Genomic DNA, 16,947 nt, shown 5'->3' with positions numbered 1-16,947 from the left:
ATCGTCGCAGCAGGCAAGACGTCACACGCGTTCTCCTCTGGAAAGAATGGCCGGGCTCAGCGGGCGATGGCCGGGCTGAGACAGTAATGTTCGATCAGTCCACGCAACAGACGCACTGTAGGCTCCAGGCGTGACAGTTCAAGGTACTCACCGGGCTGGTGGGCACAGGCGATATCACCAGGGCCAAGAACCAGGGTCTCGCAGCCCAGGCGCTGAAGATAAGGCGCTTCGGTGCCAAAGGCTACCGCTTCGGCAACATGGCCGGTAAGACGTTCGGCCAGTTGCACCAGCTCGGCATCGGCGCTCTGCTCGAAGGGCGGCACTTCGGGGAACAGCGGCGCATAGTCGATCTTCACCTGGTGCTGCTCGGCCAGCGGCGCCAGCTTGCCGCGAATCGCCGCGCGCAGCACCTGCGGGTCCATGCCCGGCAGCGGGCGCAGGTCGAACTCAAGGGCGCATTGGCCGCAGATCCGGTTGGGGTTGTCGCCGCCATGGATGCAGCCGAAGTTCATGGTCGGCTGCGGCACGCTGAACTGGGCGTTGTGGTATTCGCGCTGCCATTGCTGGCGCAGGTCCATCAGCGCCCCCATCACCTGGTGCATGGCCTCCATCGCGCTGTGGCCGAGGGACGGGTCCGATGAATGGCCGCTGCGCCCGAGGATGTCGATGCGTTCCATCATCACGCCTTTGTGCAGGCGGATCGGCTTAAGCCCGGTCGGCTCGCCGATCACCGCAGCACGGCCCAGCGGCCGCCCGGCCTCGGCCAGGGCGCGGGCACCGGACATGGAACTCTCCTCGTCACAGGTGGCCAGGATCAGCAGCGGCTGCCTGAACGGCTGGTCCAGCAACGGCCGCACCGCCTCGATGATCAACGGGAAGAAACCCTTCATGTCGCACACGCCCAGGCCGATCCAGCGGTCGCCGTCCTCGCTGAGCCTGAGCGGATCGGTTTTCCACAACTGCGGGTCGTACGGCACGGTGTCGCTGTGCCCGGCCAGGACCAGGCCGCCAGGGCCGCTGCCGAAGCTGGCGAGCAGGTTGAACTTGCCCGGGGTGACTTGCTGGATCTCGCAGGAGAAACCCAGGTCGCCGAGCCAGGTGGCGAGCTGGTCGATCACCGCACGGTTGGACTGGTCAAGGTCGGGCTGGGTACAACTGACCGAAGGCGCTGCGATCAACGCGGCGAACTGGTCCTTGAGCGATGGCAACGGCATGCGCGTTCTCCTGGAAACGGCCCCCATCATAGGGCCATCGGGCTGCATGAATAAACCGTGGGCTGTCGAGTCCTGTACACTGCACGGCCAAGACGTACCCGCCCTTCCAGCCTGGTTACCCGGCAATGAATAAAGAAACCGAAATCAAACTGCGCATCAGCCGCGAAACCCTCGCCGCGCTGCGCGAACATCCGCTGCTGAAAAAGCGCAACAAGTCCGGCTGGCAGCAGCGCGAACTGCTCAACCAGTACTTCGACACCCCGGAGCGCGATTTGTCCGCCGCCAGGGTCGCCCTGCGCCTGCGCCGCGATGGCGATGTAGTGATCCAGACCCTGAAGACCCGCGGCAACAGCGTCGCCGGCCTGTCCGAGCGCAACGAGTTCCAATGGGAGCTGCCCAAGGCCAAGCTGGACCTGAAGAAACTCGACGATACCTGCTGGCCCGAGTCCCTGGCCGGGCTGGACAAGAAAACCATCAAGCCGCTGTTCACCACCGATTTCGTGCGCGAGTTCGCCGATATCGCCTGGGGCCGCGGCAAGTCCAAGGTGGTCATCGAAGCCGCCCTGGACCTCGGCACCGTCAGCGCCGGCAAGCAGAAGGAAGAAATCTGCGAACTGGAACTGGAACTGCGTGAAGGCGAGCCGGAAGCCCTGCTGGAGCTGGCCGCCGAGCTGGCCGCGAGCCTGCCGCTGTTCCCCTGCGACATCAGCAAGGCCGAGCGCGGCTACCGTCTGCTCGATCCGTCCAGCTACCAGGTCAACCTGCCGGCGCCCGAGCTGGATCCGGAAATGTCGCTGGACGACGCCTTCTCTGCCCTCGCCTGGCACCTGCTCGCCAGCAGCCAGCGCCTCGCCGAGCAATACCAGCACACCGGCCACTGGCGCCTGCTGCAGGACTGGGTGCAGTGCCTCGGTGAGCTCCGCGCCCTGGCCAGCAGCCTCGGCCAGGCCGCACCGCGTGCAACCACCCGTGAACTGCGTAGCCGCCTCGACGCCCTGCTGGAAGACTGGCGCACCCTGGTGCTGGCCGGCAACGACGACGAAGACGTGCGCCGTGCCGCCCCCGAGCAGTTCGCCGATGAGCTGCTGGACACGCGCTGGGGCCAGTTCTCCCTGGACACTTCGCGCTGGCTGATCGCCCGCGGCTGGACCGCCGAGCGCAACAAGCGCGGCGAGCGCCAGGGTGCCGCCGCGCTGGCCAACTGGCTGGCCGTGGAACTGGGTGACGAGGCCAAGGCCCTGCAACTGCCGCTGTACCAGCAGCAGCCGGAAGACCTTGCCGAGCAGTTGCCCCGCATCGAGCGCCTGCTGGCCTGGCTGCACTACGCGCGCGATGTGTTGCTGAAAGCGCCGGAGCTGGACCGTCTGTACGGCGAGCTGAGCAAGCTGCAACAACTGGCCAACCAACCGATCAGCGACGAGATCCTCGACGCCCGCGTCCAGCAGGCGTTCGCCGTGGCCCAGAGCCGTGGCTGGAAGCACCTGGTGCGCAAGTAAGCCGATTCCTCGCGGGCGGGCAGCTGTGCCCGCCCGCGAGGACGCTCAACGGATGACCGGCAGGCTGGTGGTGGACTTGATCTCCGACAGCGCAACGGTCGAGTTGACCTCCTGGATCCCCGGGACCATCGACAGTTTCTCGAAGAAAAACCGCTCGTACGCCTCGATATCGGGGGTGACGATGCGCAGCAGAAAATCCACCGCGCCCATCAGCACATAACACTCCAGCACCTCCGGAAAACCGCGGATCGCTTCGGTGAACTCGGCGAAGTTGGAGCGGCCGTGCGCGTTGAGCTTCACCTCGGCGAAAATCTGCGTGTTGAGGCCGATCTTCTTGCGATCCAGCAGGGTCACCTGGGCACGGATAACGCCCTCCTCCTTCAACCGCTGAATTCTTCTCCAGCACGGCGATTGCGACAGCCCCACCTTCTCCGCCACCTGCGCGCTGGATAGCGAGGCATCGTCCTGCAGGACGGCCAGAATGCGGCGGTCGTACGCGTCCAGATCGCTGGGCATTATTTTTCCTCGCTATCGCCGTTCAACAGATTGAACAATTCGTAAAAAAGTCATTGCGCCTCATGATAGGCAAATAATCTCCACTTCGCCGTGCAAAGATTCCTTCACCGCTATCGGAGGATTCTCATGACCGCTCTCGAACGCCCTGACCACTTCGCCTTACCCCGGCAGCAAGATGCCGACGGCATCGGCGGCGAAAACAACAAGGTGCGCTACCACTACGAACTGCAGGTCGAGCCGGAGTCCGACAGCCTTTGCCGAATCCTTAACCTGTTCGCCTTGCAATGCCTGTTGCCCCATGGCGTGCAGATGCAGCAGCAGGCCGATCTGCTGCGGGTGGACATCGCCATCGATGGCTTGAGCTGGCACCGTGCCCAGTTGATCGCAGAGAAGATGCGCAACCTGATCTGTGTGTGCGAAGTCGTACTGCGCACCGCGCTGCTCAACAGTGAAAGCCAGGGAAAGATCCAGCAACGCTTCTGAAGCGGCAGATCGCCCGGCGCGGACTAGCCTTGGCAATTTCTCCATTGCACAAGGACGTTCGCCAATGGATCGCCACCTGGAGCTTTTCCCCTTGCTGGACAGCCTGGTTGCCCAGCGCCGGATCAGCAGTGAATCCCGCCAGCGTTTCAGCCACGAGACCCCGGGTGAACACCCGCTCGAAAGCATCGCCCGCGAGCGTCTGGACGACCTGCACCGTCCGGGCCACAGCCTCGACCTGGACAGCCTCTGCCAGTGGCTGGCGCAACAGGCCGGGCAACCCTTCCTGCGCCTCGATCCGCTGGGCATCGACCTGCCCGGCATGACCGGCCTGATGTCTGCGGCCTTCGCCCGCCGCCATGGGATCCTGGCAGTGGCACAGAGTGTCGACAGCGTTACCGTGGCAAGCGCCGAGCCGTGGGTCTGCTCATGGGAGGCGGACCTGGCCCGGGCACTCAAGCGCCGGGTGGTGCGGGTGGTAGCCAGCCCGCTGCGGATTCGCCAGATCAGCCAGGATTTCTTCCGCCTTGCCCGCTCGGTCAGCGGCGCCAGCCAACTGGAGGCTGCGCCCCCGGTCAGCGGCAACCTGGAGCAATTGCTGGAACTGGGCGACGGCGAGCCGGAGGCCGATGACGCGCATATCGTCAGCATCGTCGACTGGCTGCTGCAATACGCCTTCGAGCAACGCGCCAGCGATATCCATCTGGAACCGCGCCGTGACCAGGGCCGGCTGCGCCTGCGCATCGACGGCGTACTGCACGATGCCTATCCCTTCCCGCCGACGGTGACCCTGGCCATCACCAGCCGCCTGAAAAACCTGGGGCGGATGAACGTCGCGGAAAAACGCCGCCCTCAGGATGGCCGGATCAAGACCCGCAGCCCGGCCGGCGATGAGGTCGAACTGCGCCTTTCGACCCTGCCCACCACCTTTGGCGAAAAGCTGGTCGTGCGCATTTTCGACCCGCAACTGCTGCGCTTGGACAACCGCGCCCTGGGCTTCGACGGCCCCGAGCTGGATCGCTGGCAACGCATGCTGCACAGGCCAAACGGCATTATCCTGGTCACCGGTCCGACCGGCTCGGGCAAGACCAGCACCCTCTACAACGCGCTCAAGGAACTGGCTACGCCAGAAGTCAACGTCTGCACCCTGGAGGACCCGATAGAAATGATCGAGCCGGCGTTCAACCAGACCCAGGTGCAGCCGGGCATTGGTCTGGATTTCGCCAATGGCGTGCGCGCGTTGTTGCGACAGGATCCGGACATCATCATGGTGGGCGAGATTCGCGACTTTGAGACGGCGCAAGTCGCGATCCAGGCCGCGTTGACCGGACATCTGGTGCTGTCGAGCCTGCACACCAACGATGCCTGCTCGGCGATCGGACGGTTGCTGGAGTTGGGTGTTGCGCATTATTTGATCAAGGCGACGCTGGTGGGCGTGCTGGCACAGCGACTGGTGCGAACCTTGTGTCCGGCGTGCAGCACAGCGCAGGGTGCGGTGGGTTGCCGGGAATGCCGGCAGACCGGCTATCGCGGGCGCACCGGCGTGTTCGAGGTGCTGGAACTGAACGAACGGCTAGGCGGGTTGATCGGGCCTGAATGCGATATCCACGCATTGAGGACGCTGGCCCGCAGCGAAGCGATGGACGGGCTGCGGGAGAATGGAATGAGGAAGGTTGCGGCCGGGGTCACGACCCAGGAGGAGATCGACCTGATTTCGTGTAGTGCTGCTGATGGCCTCATCGCTGGCAAGCCAGCTCCCACAGGTGTGGGAGCTGGCTTGCCAGCGATGAGGCCCTGAAGAACAACAGACGTCTCAGCGGTAATCCTCCACCGGCACACAGGCACAGAACAGATTCCGGTCCCCATACACATTGTCCACCCGGTTCACCGCCGGCCAGTACTTGTGTGCCCGGGCGTGAGCGCTCGGCGCCACGGCCTGCTCAAGGCTGTACGGCCTGTCCCATGTGCCCAGCACATCGGCCAGGGTATGCGGCGCACGCTTGAGCGGGTTGTCCTCCGCTGGCCAATGACCGTTCTGCACCTCGGCGATCTCCGCGCGGATGCTCAACATGGCCTCGACGAAGCGATCCAGCTCCGCCTTTGGCTCGCTTTCGGTAGGCTCGACCATCAAGGTGCCCGGCACCGGGAACGACATGGTCGGCGCGTGGAAGCCATAGTCCATCAGGCGCTTGGCCACATCCTCCTCGCTGATGCCGGTCTGCGCCTTGAGCGGGCGCAGATCGAGGATGCATTCATGCGCGACCCGCTCGTTGCGCCCGCGATAAAGCACCGGGAACGCCCCGCCCAGGCGCTCGGCCAGGTAGTTGGCAGAAAGGATCGCCACCTCGCTGGCATCCGCCAGTTGCGGCCCCATCATGGCGATGTACATCCAGCTGATCGGCAGGATGCTCGCGCTGCCCCAGGGCGCGGCGCTGACCGCCGTGTTCTGCGGATCCGGCCCCGGCAGCGGAATCACCGGGTGGCTCGCCACGAAGGGCGCCAGGTGCGCGCGCACGCCGATCGGGCCCATGCCCGGACCGCCGCCGCCATGGGGAATGCAGAAGGTCTTGTGCAGGTTCATGTGCGACACATCGGCGCCGATGTCCGCCGGCCGCGCCAGCCCCACCTGGGCATTGAGGTTGGCGCCGTCCATGTACACCTGGCCGCCATGCCTGTGGATAACCTCGCAGATCTCGCTGATGCCCTCCTCGTAGACGCCATGGGTCGAGGGGTAGGTGGCCATCAGGCAGGACAGCCGCTCACCCGCCTCCTTGGCTTTGAGCTTGAGGTCTTCCAGATCCACGTTGCCGGCACTATCGCAGGCCACGATCACCACCTGCATGCCGGCCATCTGCGCCGAAGCCGGGTTGGTGCCATGGGCCGAGGCCGGGATCAGGCAAATATCGCGCTGCCCTTGCTGGCGGCTGCGGTGGTACTTGCTGATCGCCAGCAACCCGGCGTACTCGCCCTGGGCGCCGGAGTTGGGCTGCATGCAGATGGCATCGAAACCGGTGATCGCGCAGAGCCAGCCTTCCAGCTCGTCGATCATGGCCTTGTAGCCGGTCGCCTGTTCCACCGGCGCGAAGGGATGCAACTCAGCAAAACCGGGCCAGGTGATGGGGATCATTTCGCTGCTGGCATTGAGCTTCATGGTGCAGGAGCCCAGCGGGATCATCGACTGGTTCAGTGCCAGATCCTTGTTTTCCAGTTGCTTGAGATAGCGCAGCATCTCGGTTTCGCTGTGGTGCAGGTTGAACACCGGGTGGGTCAGGTAATCCGAGCGACGCAACAGTTCATCCGGGATACCGGCAGGCAGGTCTTCGCCGTCCAGCCCGGCGATGTCCAGGCCATGATCGACACCGAGGAACAGGTCGAACAGGCGCAGCACCGTGCTTTCATCGCAGGTTTCGTCGAGCGCCACGCCCAGTTGGCCGCGCCCGAGGATACGCAGGTTGATCCGCGCCGCCTCGGCACTCTGGATGATCGAGGTCTGGCTGCCACCGACCTCCAGGGTCAGGGTGTCGAAGAAGTGCTGGTTGAGGCGTTTGACGCCGTTACGCTCCAGCCCGGCCGCAAGAATGGTGGTCAGCCGGTGGACCCGCTGGGCAATCCGGCGCAGCCCGTCGGGTCCGTGATAGACGGCGTAGAAACCAGCGATGTTGGCCAGCAGCACCTGGGCGGTGCAGATGTTCGAGTTGGCTTTCTCGCGACGGATATGCTGCTCGCGGGTCTGCAGGGCCATGCGCAATGCCAGGTTGCCCCGGGCATCCTTGGACACACCGATGATGCGCCCGGGCATGGCCCGCTTGAACTCGTCGCGACAGGCGAAATACGCCGCATGCGGCCCGCCATAACCCATGGGCACGCCGAAGCGCTGGGAAGAGCCGAGCACCACGTCGGCGCCCTGCTCGCCCGGCGGGGTCAACAGTACGAGGCTGAGGAGGTCGGCAGCCACGCAGGCGATGGCCTGCTGGCTATGCAGGTGCTGGATGGCGGGACGCAGGTCATGCACAGCGCCATGGGTGTCGGGGTACTGCAGCAAGGCGCCGAACACCTCATGCTGGTCGAGGTTGGCCAGCGAGTCGATCACCAGCTCGAAACCGAAGCCCTCGGCACGGGTCTGCAGCACCGAGAGGGTCTGTGGATGGCAGTGCTCGTCGGCGAAGAAACGGTTGCTGCGGGATTTCGTCACCCGCCTGGCTAGGGCCATGGCTTCGCCGGCGGCAGTGGCCTCATCCAGCAGCGAGGCGTTGGCCAGGTCGAGGCCGGTGAGATCGATGACCATCTGCTGATAGTTCAGCAGCGCTTCCAGGCGGCCTTGGGCGATTTCCGGCTGGTAAGGCGTGTAGGCGGTGTACCAGCCCGGATTTTCCAGGACGTTGCGCAGAATGACCGTCGGTGTGCGGGTCGCGTGGTAGCCCATGCCGATCAGGCTGGTCCAGCGCTGGTTCTGCTCGGCATACCCGCGCAGGCGCTCGAGCGCGGCCTGTTCATCCAGGGCGGGCGGCAGGTCCAGCGGGCGGTTGAAGCGGATGCCGGGCGGCACGGTCTGCTCGATCAGCTCGGTACGGCTGGCGACGCCAAGCACTTCGAGCATGGCTTGCTGCTCGGCCGCGTCGGGACCGAGATGGCGGCGCAGGAACGGATTGGGGTCGTGCAGTTGGCTCAGGGATGGCAACAGGGACATGGCAGCTCTCTCTTCCTAGGCTCTGTAGGAAAAGCCTTGATACTCGTTCATGCTGCGTTGAAAACAGCCTCGGAATGCTCATGTACTCCAGTACACTCCGCTTCCTCGGCTGTTTTCGCCTTGCCTGACCTTCGTCTCAACGCTTTTCGTACAGAGCCTTGACCAAGCCCCGATGGGTGTCGGGGCCATTAGAGTCTAGGAAGGGATTGCCGATCGTGCGGGAAAAACTGCGGCGGGCTTACTCGCCGATGGACTTGGCGTATTCCGCGGCGCTCAGCAGCTTGTCCAGTTCGGACTTGTCCGATGGCTTCAGCTTGAAGAACCAGGATTCGTAGACTTCTTCGTTGACCAGCTCCGGGCTATCGCGCACTTCATCGTTGACGGCGATGACTTCGCCGCCGACCGGCGAGTAGATATCCGAGGCCGCCTTGACCGACTCGACCACGCCGGACGCATCGCCTTGAGCGAAGACGCTGCCGACTTCAGGCAGTTCGACGAAGACCACGTCATCCAGGGCTTCCTGGGCATGGTCACTGATACCGACAGTCACGGTGCCATCGGCTTCCAGGCGGGCCCACTCGTGGCTTTCGGCGTAACGCAGGTCGGCAGGGATTTTGCTCATTGTGTTGTTCCTCAACAGGGAGTCAGCGGACGGCCCGCCGGAATTAATTTAGATCAGGATTCGGCCATGGCGAACGAAGGTCGGCTTGACCACCCTCACCGGATACCACTTGCCACGGATTTCCACTTCAGCGCGGTCCGCAGTGGCCATGGGCAGGCGTGCCAGAGCGATTGCCTTGCTCAGCGTAGGCGAGAAACTACCACTGGTGATCTCTCCTTCGCCAATTTCCGCGACTCGCACGACCTGGTGGGCGCGTAGTACACCACGCTCCTCAAGGACCAGTCCGACAAGTTTCTGGGAAACGCCTTGTGCCTTTTCGGCATTCAGCGCCGCGCGCCCGATGAAATCGCGCTCGGCAGGCTCCCAGGCGATGCTCCAGGCCAGGTTCGAGGTCAAGGGCGAATGCCCTTCGTCCATGTCGTTGCCGTACAGGTTCATGCCGGCCTCGAGACGCAGGGTATCGCGGGCACCGAGGCCACTCGGAGCGATGCCGGCGCCGACCAGGTCGTTGAAGAAGGCCGGTGCCTGCAGTGCAGGGAGGATGATTTCCAGGCCGTCCTCACCGGTATAGCCGGTGCGGGCGATGAACCAATCGCCTTCGAAATGGGCTTCGAAAGGCTTGAGATCGCGGATCAGGGCAGCGCGGGAGGCGCTGAGCAATTCGGCGACCTTTTCCCGCGCCTGCGGGCCCTGGATGGCGAGGATCGCCAGTTCCGGACGCTCGCGGAACTGCACTTCGAAACCGCTGCGGCGGGATTCGAGCCAGGCCAGGTCCTTGTCGCGGGTGGCGGCGTTGACCACCAGCCGGTAGCCATCATCGAGGCGATAGACGATCAGGTCGTCGATCACCCCGCCTTCGTCATTGAGCAGGGGGCTATAGAGGGCCTTGCCGGGCACATCGAGGCGGGCCACGTCATTGGCCAGCAGGTGCCGCAGCCAGACGCTGGCATCAAGGCCAGCGATATCGATGACGGTCATGTGCGACACGTCGAAAACCCCGCAATCGCGGCGCACCTGATGGTGTTCCTCGACCTGCGAGCCGTAATGCAGGGGCATGTCCCACCCGCCAAAATCGACCATCTTGGCGCCAAGCGCCAGGTGCAGGTCATACAGAGGCGTACGCTGTCCCATGGGTTTCTCCTTCCGGGCGTGGCGAAGCTACGGCTGAGGGCAGCGTTCCGGCTACCCGGTCGTGGACCGGCCGCAGCGAATGCCGCGCATTGTATCCGCAAGGAGGCCGGGTGGCATCCGTCAGTGACTCTGACCCGGATGACGCGCGGAGCGCCGTATCAGACCGATGACCGGCAACAGGCCGACCAGCACCAGGGTCAGGGCTGGCAGCGAGGCCCGCGCCCACTCGCCTTCGCTGGTCATTTCGAATACCCGCACCGCCAGGGTGTCCCAGCCGAACGGACGCATCAGCAGGGTCGCCGGCATTTCCTTGAGCACATCGACGAAGACCAGCAAGGCTGCGCTGAGGGCGCCTGGCACCAGCAAGGGGAGATACACCTTGAAAAACAACCTGGGGCCACTGACGCCCAGGCTGCGCGAGGCCTCCGGCAGTGACGGACGGATGCGGCCCAGGCTGTTTTCCAGCGGCCCGTAGGCCACGGCGATGAAGCGCACCAGGTAGGCCAGCAACAAGGCCGAAAGACTGCCCAGCAACAAGGGCTTGCCCGCCCCGCCGAGCCAGCCGGACAGCGGGATCACCAGCTCGCGGTCGAGGTAACTGAATGCCAGCATGATCGCCACCGCCAGCACCGAGCCGGGCAATGCATAACCAAGGTTGGCCAGGCTGACCCCGGCACGGATCGCCGGGGCCGAGGACTGACGGCGGGCGAAGGCCAGGACCAGGGCAACGCAGACAGTGATCAGCGCCGCCGCCGCACCCAGGTAGAGGGTATGCAGGATCAACGCGGTATAGCGCTCATCGAGGTCGAAACGGCCACGCTGCCAGAACCAGGCCAGCAGTTGCAGCATCGGCACGACGAAGGCGCAGGCGAACACCAGCAGGCACCAGGCGCTGGCGGCAGCGGCCTTGATACCGCGCAGGTGATACAGCGCCTTGCCCCGCGGTCGTTCGTTGCTGCTGCGCACGGCGCCACGGGCACGCCGTTCGCCGTAAAGCACCAGCATCACCGCGAGCAGCAGCAGGCTGGCCAGTTGCGCCGCACTGGAGAGGCTGAAGAAGCCATACCAGGTCTTGTAGATGGCGGTGGTGAAGGTGTCGAAATTGAACACCGAAACGGCACCGAAATCCGCCAGGGTTTCCATCAGCGCCAGGGCAAGGCCAGCCAGGATCGCCGGGCGCGCCATCGGCAGTCCAACGCGCCAGAACGCCTGCAACGGGGATTGCCCCAGCACCCGTGCGGCCTCCATCAGGCCCTTGCCCTGGGCCAGGAAGGCATTGCGCGCGAGCAGGTAGACGTAGGGATAGAACACCAGCACCAGCACGACGATCACCCCGCCGGTGGAGCGCACTCGCGGCAAGCGCATCGGCCCGAACCACTCGCGCAGCAGGGTCTGTACCGGTCCGGAGAAGTCCAGCAGGCCGACGAAGACGAACGCCAGCACGTATGCGGGAATGGCGAAGGGCAGCATCAGCGCCCAGTCCAGCCAGCGCCGTCCGGGAAACTCGCAGAGGCTGGTGAGCCAGGCGAGGCTGACGCCCAGCACGGTGACACCAAGGCCGACGCCCACCACCAGGGTCAAGGTATTGCCCAGCAAGCGGCTCATCTGGGTATCGAGCAGGTGCGACCAGATCTGCAGGTCGATGCTCTGCCACGACAACACGAGCACGCTCAGGGGCAGCATCACCAGCGCAGCGATGGCGAAGACCAGGGGGTACCAGCGGCGTTGGGTGGGGCGGGACAAGGGGCGGGATCTCAGGGATGTGGTGTTTTTCAGGGCCCTATCGCTGGCAAGCCAGCTCCCACAGGGACCGCGTGCACCGCGAAACCTGTGGGAGCTGGCTTGCCAGCGATGAGGGCCTCAAGGACCCAGCAAGAATAAGGGCTGAACCTCAGTTCCAGCCAGCCCGGTCCATCAAGCGAATCGCCTCGGCCTGGCGCTTGCCCGCCACTTCCACCGGCAGGTCATCAGCCTTGAAGCTGCCCCAGGCCGCCACTTCCTCGGACGGAGCGACTTTCGGGTTGGCCGGGAATTCCTGGTTGATGCCGGCGAACATCTTCTGCGCTTCCTCGCCAGTCATCCACTCCACCAGCTTCTTCGCCGCTTCCGGGTGCGGCGCATGCTTGGTCAGGCCGATGCCGGACAGGTTGACGTGCACGCCACGGTCACCCTGGTTGGGCCAGAACAGCTTGACCGGCAGTTTCGGGTCGGCCTGGTGCAGGCGACCGTAGTAGTAGGTGTTGACGATGCCCACGTCGCACTGGCCGGCGGCAATGGCGTTGATCACCGCGTTGTCGTCGGAGAACACGTCGGTGGACAGGTTATTGACCCAGCCCTTGACCAGCTCTTCGGTCCTGGCCTCGCCATGGGTCTCGATCATGGTGGCGGTCAGCGACTGGTTGTAGACCTTCTTCGCCGTGCGCAGGCACAGGCGGCCTTCCCATTGCTTGTCGGCCAGCGCTTCGTAGGTGGTCAGTTCGCCAGGCTTGACTCGCTCGGTGGAGTAGACGATGGTCCGCGCGCGCAGGCTCAGGCCGGTCCATTCATGGGAAGACGCGCGGTACTTCTGTGGAATGTTGGCATCGATCACATCGGACCTGATCGGCTGCAGGATGCCCATCTGCTCGGCCTGCCAGAGGTTGCCGGCATCGACGGTGAGCAGCAGGTCGGCCACGCCGTTCTCGCCCTCGGCCTTGATCCGCTGCATCAGCGGGGCTTCCTTGTCGGTGATGAACTTGATCTTCACCCCTGTCTTGGCGGTGTAGGCGTCGAATACCGGCTTGATCAGTTCATCGATGCGCGAGGAGTACACCACCACTTCGTCCGCCGCTTGGGCAGCTCCGCCGAACAGGGTGAGGGTCAGGGCGGCCAGTAAATGCTTGCGTGGCGACATCGGTTGCGCTCCTCGGTAGCGGAATGAGGCGCAAATGGTAGTTAATGTCATTTGCCATCACAAACCCAAGGCCAGACCGAGGAGTTACCAGATGTTGCGAAGGCGTCAGGCCCTGGCCAGGTCCGGCAGGTCACCGCTCAGGCCCAGCGCCTGACGGACGAACACGGCCTTGGCTTCCGGCATCTGCTCGACCCATTTCAGTCCGCTGTTGCGCAGCCAGCGCAGCGGCAGCGGGTCAGCCTGGAACAGGCGCTCGAAACCTTCCATCGCGGCCATCAGCGCAAGGTTGTGCGGCATGCGCCTGCGCTCGAAACGGCTCAGCACGCGGACATCGGCCAGGCGTTCACCGCGCTCGTGGGCATGCTGCAACACCTCGGCGAGCACCGCAGCATCGAGGAAGCCCAGGTTGACGCCCTGGCCCGCCAGCGGATGGATGGTGTGGGCGGCATCGCCGATCAGCGCCAGGCCTTCGGCGACATAGCGCTTGGCGTGGCGTTGGCGCAGCGGCACGCACAGCCTTGGATCGGCATGCAGCACCGAGCCCAGCCGGCGTTCGAAGGCCCGTTCCAGTTCGGCGCAGAACTCGCTGTCCGGCAGTGCCATCAGGCGCGCGGATTGCTCCGGCGTGGTCGACCAGACGATCGAGCACCAGTCCTGCCGGCCGTCGCGCAGCAGCGGCAGGAAGGCCAGCGGCCCTTCGTCGGTGAAACGCTGCCAGGCCGTGGCCAGGTGCGGCTTGTCGCACTGCACGCTGGTAACAATGGCGTGGTGCAGATAATCCCATTCACGGGTTTCGCAGCCAGTGAGGCGGCGCACGGCGGAGTTGGCGCCGTCGGCGGCGATCACCAGCGGCGCTCGCAGGTTGCGGCCATCGGCGAGGGTCAGCAGCCACTCGTCACCGGAGCGGCGCATGCGCTCCAGGCGAGCGTTGGGCAGCAGGCCGATTTCGCTGTCGTGCAGGCGCTCCAGCAGACCGTCCTGGACCACTCGGTTCTCGACGATATGCCCGAGCACCTCGGCATGCACGCTGGCCGCCGAGAAGTGGATCTGCCCAGTGCCGCTACCGTCCCAGACGTGCATGTCGGAATACGGGCTCAGGCGCCGTCCGCTGATGCCCTGCCAGGCGCCGAGGCGTTCGAGGATGCGCTGGCTGGCGGCCGACAGGGCGCTGACCCGCGGTTCGAAAGGTGCTTCGTCATCGAAGCGCTGCACCGACAGCGGACTGCCATCGATCAGGAGGATTTCCAGGCCGCTGTGCTGCAACGCCAGGGCCAGGGCGCTGCCGACCATACCGGCACCGACAATCAACAGATCCGCGCGCATGTCCATGCTTCAAGCCTGTTCCGGGTAATAGAAAGAGAGGGTCATGCCTTGCCCTGAAGATCAGGACGGGTGCCCAGGCCCATGGCCTGGCGGGCGAACCAGCGCTTGGCCGGCGGCAGCAGGTCGAGGCCGAGCAGGCCCAGGTTGCGTCCGGTGGCGACCAATGGCTGGGCAGTACCGAACAGCCGGGTGACCTTGTCGGAAAAGCCGACGGTCAGGTCCTGGTCCAGGCGCTGGCGCTCGCGGTAGGCATTCAGGGTAGCGAGATCGCCCGGGGTGTCTGGGCCGGCGAGCAGGCCATCGGCCAGCGACTGCACATCGCGCAGCGACAGGTTGAAGCCCTGCCCGGCAATCGGATGCAGGCTGTGGGCAGCGTTGCCGAGCACAACAAGGTGTGGACGGACCTGCTCCTGCGCCTCGATCAGCGCCAGCGGATACAGGTGCCGGGCCCCGACCTGGCGCAAGGCGCCGAGGCGATAACCGAAGACGCCCTGCAGTTCATCGAGGAAGCTGCGTTCGTCCAGTTCGGCCAGGCGCCTGGCGTCCATCCCGGCACGGGTCCAGACCAGCGCACAACGGTTTTCCGGCAGCGGCAGCAGGGCCATCGGGCCGTCATCGGTGAAGCGCTCGAAGGCCTGGCCGCAATGGGCTTCGCCCGGAGTGATATTGGCGATCAGCGCGCTCTGGTGGTACGGGCGCTGGTTGACGTGGATCCCCAGTTGCTCGCGCAGGCCGGAGCGGCCGCCATCGGCGAGCACCGCCAGGTCGCAATCGACCTGGGTTTCGTCATTCAGGGAAAGACGATAGCCGTCGCCAAGGGGCTGCATGGCGGTGACTTCCGCCGGGCAGCGCCAGCTCACCACTTCGCTATCGAGGCCCTGCCACAGGCATTGGCCGAGCCAGGCGTTTTCCACCACGTAACCCAGCGCCGGCACGCCTTCTTCGATGGCATCGAGGCGGGTCGCGCCAAAGCGCCCGCGATCGGACACCTGGATCTGCCGGATCGGCTCGGCACGCCGGGAGATGCCCTGCCACAGGCCCAGGCGCTCATAGATCTGCCGGGTGCCGAAGGACAGCGCCGAAGAACGCGCGTCATAGCTGGGCTGGAAACTGTCGCCCGGGGCGAAGGGCTCGATCAGCAGGATCTTCCAGCCACGAGCCCGGGCACCGGCCTGCAGGGCCAGGGCGAGGCTGGCACCGACCAGGCCACCGCCGATGATCGCCAGATTGAACCTGCTCATGCGACCTGGCTTCGTGCAGCGGCCATCAAGGCTTCGATTTCGGCGACCGTCTTCGGCACGCCGGAGGTCAGGATTTCACAGCCGGTCCTGGTTACCACTACGTCATCCTCGATTCGGACACCGATGCCGCGCCATTTCTTCGCGACATTCGGGTTGTCCGCAGCAATGTAGATACCCGGTTCGACCGTCAGGGCCATGCCGGGTTCGAGCACGCGCCACTGGCCGCCGACCTTGTATTCGCCGACATCATGCACATCCATGCCCAGCCAGTGTCCGGCACGGTGCATGTAGAAGGCCCGGTAGGCCTCGGTTTCGATCAGTTCGTCGACCGCGCCCTTGAGCAGGCCCAGTTCGACCAGGCCCGCGGTAATCACCCGAACGGTCGCCTCGTGGGCCTGGTTCCAGTGCTTGCCAGGGGCGATTTCGGCAAAGGCCGCTTCCTGCGACCTGAGCACCAGCTCGTAGATCGCCTTCTGCTCGGCCGAGAACACGCCGCTGACCGGGAAGGTGCGGGTGATGTCGCTGGCGTAGCAGTCGATCTCGCAACCGGCATCGATCAGCACCAGGTCGCCGTCCTTCAGGGGCGCATCGTTTTCCTGGTAGTGGAGGATGCAACCGTTGCGCCCGGCGGCGACGATGGAGCCATAGGCCGCCATCTTCGCCCCGCCCTTGCGGAACTCGTAGTCCAGCTCGGCTTCGAGGCTATATTCGTGCAGGCCGGCACGGCAGGCTTGCATGGCGCGAACGTGGGCACGAGCGGAAATCGCTGCAGCCTCGCGCATGACCTTCACTTCCGCCGCCGATTTATACAGGCGCATGTCGTGCAGCAGATGATCCAGGGCAACGAATTCGTTCGGCGGCTGCGCGCCCATGCGCGCCTTGGAACGGATCACGTTGATCCACTCCATCAGCCGACGGTCGAACTCGGCGTTGCTGCCCATGGCCGAGTAGACCCGGTCACGGCCTTCGATCAGGCCGGGGAGAATGTCGTCGATATCGCTGATGGGGAAGGCGTCGTCGGCACCGAAGTCGCGGATCGCGCCTTCCTGGCCGGCGCGCAGGCCGTCCCACTGCTCCCGCTCGGCATTGCGCTCGCGGCAGAACAGCACGTATTCGCCGTGCTCGCGCCCGGGAATCAGGGCAATCACCGCTTCCGGCTCGGGAAAACCGCTGAGGTACTGGAAATCGCTGTCTTGGCGGTAAAGGTATTCGACATCACGGTTGCGGATGGCAACCGCGGCCGCCGGCAGGATGGCGATGCTGTTGGGTTCCATCTGCGCCATCAGCGCCTTGCGGCGCCGGGCGTATTCCGCTTTCGGGATATGGGTGACTGCCACGGGGAAC

13 protein-coding genes are annotated in these 16,947 nt (G+C 64.9%); 3 read left to right on the top strand and 10 right to left on the bottom strand.

The annotated features are described in order from the left end of the window. Positions 1 to 56: 56 nt before the first annotated feature. On the bottom strand, positions 57 to 1,214 hold the full coding sequence (gene argE, locus CSV86_RS27050; RefSeq protein ID WP_009395604.1) for an acetylornithine deacetylase: 1,158 nt from the start codon (positions 1,212 to 1,214) through the stop codon (positions 57 to 59). A gap of 125 nt (positions 1,215 to 1,339) precedes the next feature. Between argE and CSV86_RS27045 the strand changes: the two genes are divergently transcribed. Continuing rightward, complete coding sequence (locus tag CSV86_RS27045; RefSeq protein ID WP_009395605.1) at positions 1,340 to 2,710, top strand: CYTH domain-containing protein; 1,371 nt, start codon at positions 1,340 to 1,342, stop codon at positions 2,708 to 2,710. Between the two features lie 45 nt (positions 2,711 to 2,755). Here CSV86_RS27045 and CSV86_RS27040 read toward each other — a convergent pair whose 3' ends face one another. Then, a complete protein-coding gene (locus CSV86_RS27040) occupies positions 2,756 to 3,226 on the bottom strand; it encodes an Lrp/AsnC family transcriptional regulator (protein ID WP_009395606.1) in 471 nt (156 codons plus the stop codon). A 126-nt stretch (positions 3,227 to 3,352) separates the two neighbouring features. On the opposite strand from CSV86_RS27040, the gene CSV86_RS27035 reads away from it, so the two are divergent. Further along, entirely contained in the window at positions 3,353 to 3,709 is a 357-nt protein-coding gene (locus CSV86_RS27035; RefSeq protein WP_009395608.1) for an ACT-like domain-containing protein, read from the top strand. 64 nt (positions 3,710 to 3,773) lie between these two features. Then, entirely contained in the window at positions 3,774 to 5,504 is a 1,731-nt protein-coding gene (locus tag CSV86_RS27030; RefSeq protein ID WP_009395609.1) for a GspE/PulE family protein, read from the top strand. Between the two features lie 15 nt (positions 5,505 to 5,519). Here the strand turns inward: CSV86_RS27030 and gcvP are convergent, their stop codons facing one another. The 8 genes from gcvP to pepP form a co-directional block, all read right to left on the bottom strand. Further along, the gene (gene gcvP, locus CSV86_RS27025; protein WP_009395611.1) at positions 5,520 to 8,393 is read right to left on the bottom strand and encodes an aminomethyl-transferring glycine dehydrogenase; all 2,874 of its coding nucleotides are present in this window, start codon (positions 8,391 to 8,393) and stop codon (positions 5,520 to 5,522) included. 238 nt (positions 8,394 to 8,631) lie between these two features. After that, entirely contained in the window at positions 8,632 to 9,015 is a 384-nt protein-coding gene (gene gcvH, locus CSV86_RS27020) for a glycine cleavage system protein GcvH (protein ID WP_009395613.1), read from the bottom strand. 48 nt (positions 9,016 to 9,063) lie between these two features. Continuing rightward, positions 9,064 to 10,146, bottom strand: a complete 1,083-nt coding sequence (gene gcvT / locus CSV86_RS27015) for a glycine cleavage system aminomethyltransferase GcvT (RefSeq protein WP_009395614.1) — start codon at positions 10,144 to 10,146, stop codon at positions 9,064 to 9,066. A 120-nt stretch (positions 10,147 to 10,266) separates the two neighbouring features. After that, the gene (locus CSV86_RS27010) at positions 10,267 to 11,829 is read right to left on the bottom strand and encodes an ABC transporter permease (protein WP_376699777.1); all 1,563 of its coding nucleotides are present in this window, start codon (positions 11,827 to 11,829) and stop codon (positions 10,267 to 10,269) included. A gap of 208 nt (positions 11,830 to 12,037) precedes the next feature. Further along, positions 12,038 to 13,039, bottom strand: a complete 1,002-nt coding sequence (locus tag CSV86_RS27005; RefSeq protein ID WP_009395618.1) for an extracellular solute-binding protein — start codon at positions 13,037 to 13,039, stop codon at positions 12,038 to 12,040. A gap of 105 nt (positions 13,040 to 13,144) precedes the next feature. Further along, entirely contained in the window at positions 13,145 to 14,362 is a 1,218-nt protein-coding gene (locus tag CSV86_RS27000) for a 2-octaprenyl-3-methyl-6-methoxy-1,4-benzoquinol hydroxylase (protein ID WP_170395217.1), read from the bottom strand. A gap of 41 nt (positions 14,363 to 14,403) precedes the next feature. Continuing rightward, positions 14,404 to 15,603, bottom strand: a complete 1,200-nt coding sequence (ubiH, locus tag CSV86_RS26995) for a 2-octaprenyl-6-methoxyphenyl hydroxylase (RefSeq protein WP_009395622.1) — start codon at positions 15,601 to 15,603, stop codon at positions 14,404 to 14,406. Then, the gene (gene pepP / locus CSV86_RS26990; protein WP_009395625.1) at positions 15,600 to 16,940 is read right to left on the bottom strand and encodes a Xaa-Pro aminopeptidase; all 1,341 of its coding nucleotides are present in this window, start codon (positions 16,938 to 16,940) and stop codon (positions 15,600 to 15,602) included. Before pepP ends, ubiH begins: the two co-directional genes overlap by 4 nt. Positions 16,941 to 16,947: the final 7 nt, after the last annotated feature.

This window comes from Pseudomonas bharatica CSV86 (assembly GCF_000319305.2).
Classification (GTDB): Bacteria; Pseudomonadota; Gammaproteobacteria; order Pseudomonadales; family Pseudomonadaceae; genus Aquipseudomonas; species Aquipseudomonas bharatica.
The sequence above is the reverse complement of the archived record's forward strand: the minus strand, read 5'-3'. Positions and strand labels throughout refer to the sequence as shown.

Excerpts from the sequence above, each read along its gene's own strand:
- CSV86_RS27030 (WP_009395609.1), top strand. The coding sequence starts at position 3,774 with ATGGATCGCCACCTGGAGCTTTTCCCCTTGCTGGACAGCCTGGTTGCC.
- CSV86_RS27035 (WP_009395608.1), top strand. The coding sequence starts at position 3,353 with ATGACCGCTCTCGAACGCCCTGACCACTTCGCCTTACCCCGGCAGCAA.
- CSV86_RS27045 (WP_009395605.1), top strand. The coding sequence starts at position 1,340 with ATGAATAAAGAAACCGAAATCAAACTGCGCATCAGCCGCGAAACCCTC.
- gcvH (WP_009395613.1), bottom strand. The coding sequence starts at position 9,015 with ATGAGCAAAATCCCTGCCGACCTGCGTTACGCCGAAAGCCACGAGTGG.
- CSV86_RS27040 (WP_009395606.1), bottom strand. The coding sequence starts at position 3,226 with ATGCCCAGCGATCTGGACGCGTACGACCGCCGCATTCTGGCCGTCCTG.
- ubiH (WP_009395622.1), bottom strand. The coding sequence starts at position 15,603 with ATGAGCAGGTTCAATCTGGCGATCATCGGCGGTGGCCTGGTCGGTGCC.
- CSV86_RS27005 (WP_009395618.1), bottom strand. The coding sequence starts at position 13,039 with ATGTCGCCACGCAAGCATTTACTGGCCGCCCTGACCCTCACCCTGTTC.
- CSV86_RS27000 (WP_170395217.1), bottom strand. The coding sequence starts at position 14,362 with ATGCGCGCGGATCTGTTGATTGTCGGTGCCGGTATGGTCGGCAGCGCC.
- argE (WP_009395604.1), bottom strand. The coding sequence starts at position 1,214 with ATGCCGTTGCCATCGCTCAAGGACCAGTTCGCCGCGTTGATCGCAGCG.
- CSV86_RS27010 (WP_376699777.1), bottom strand. The coding sequence starts at position 11,829 with ATGCTGCCCCTGAGCGTGCTCGTGTTGTCGTGGCAGAGCATCGACCTG.
- gcvP (WP_009395611.1), bottom strand. The coding sequence starts at position 8,393 with ATGTCCCTGTTGCCATCCCTGAGCCAACTGCACGACCCCAATCCGTTC.
- gcvT (WP_009395614.1), bottom strand. The coding sequence starts at position 10,146 with ATGGGACAGCGTACGCCTCTGTATGACCTGCACCTGGCGCTTGGCGCC.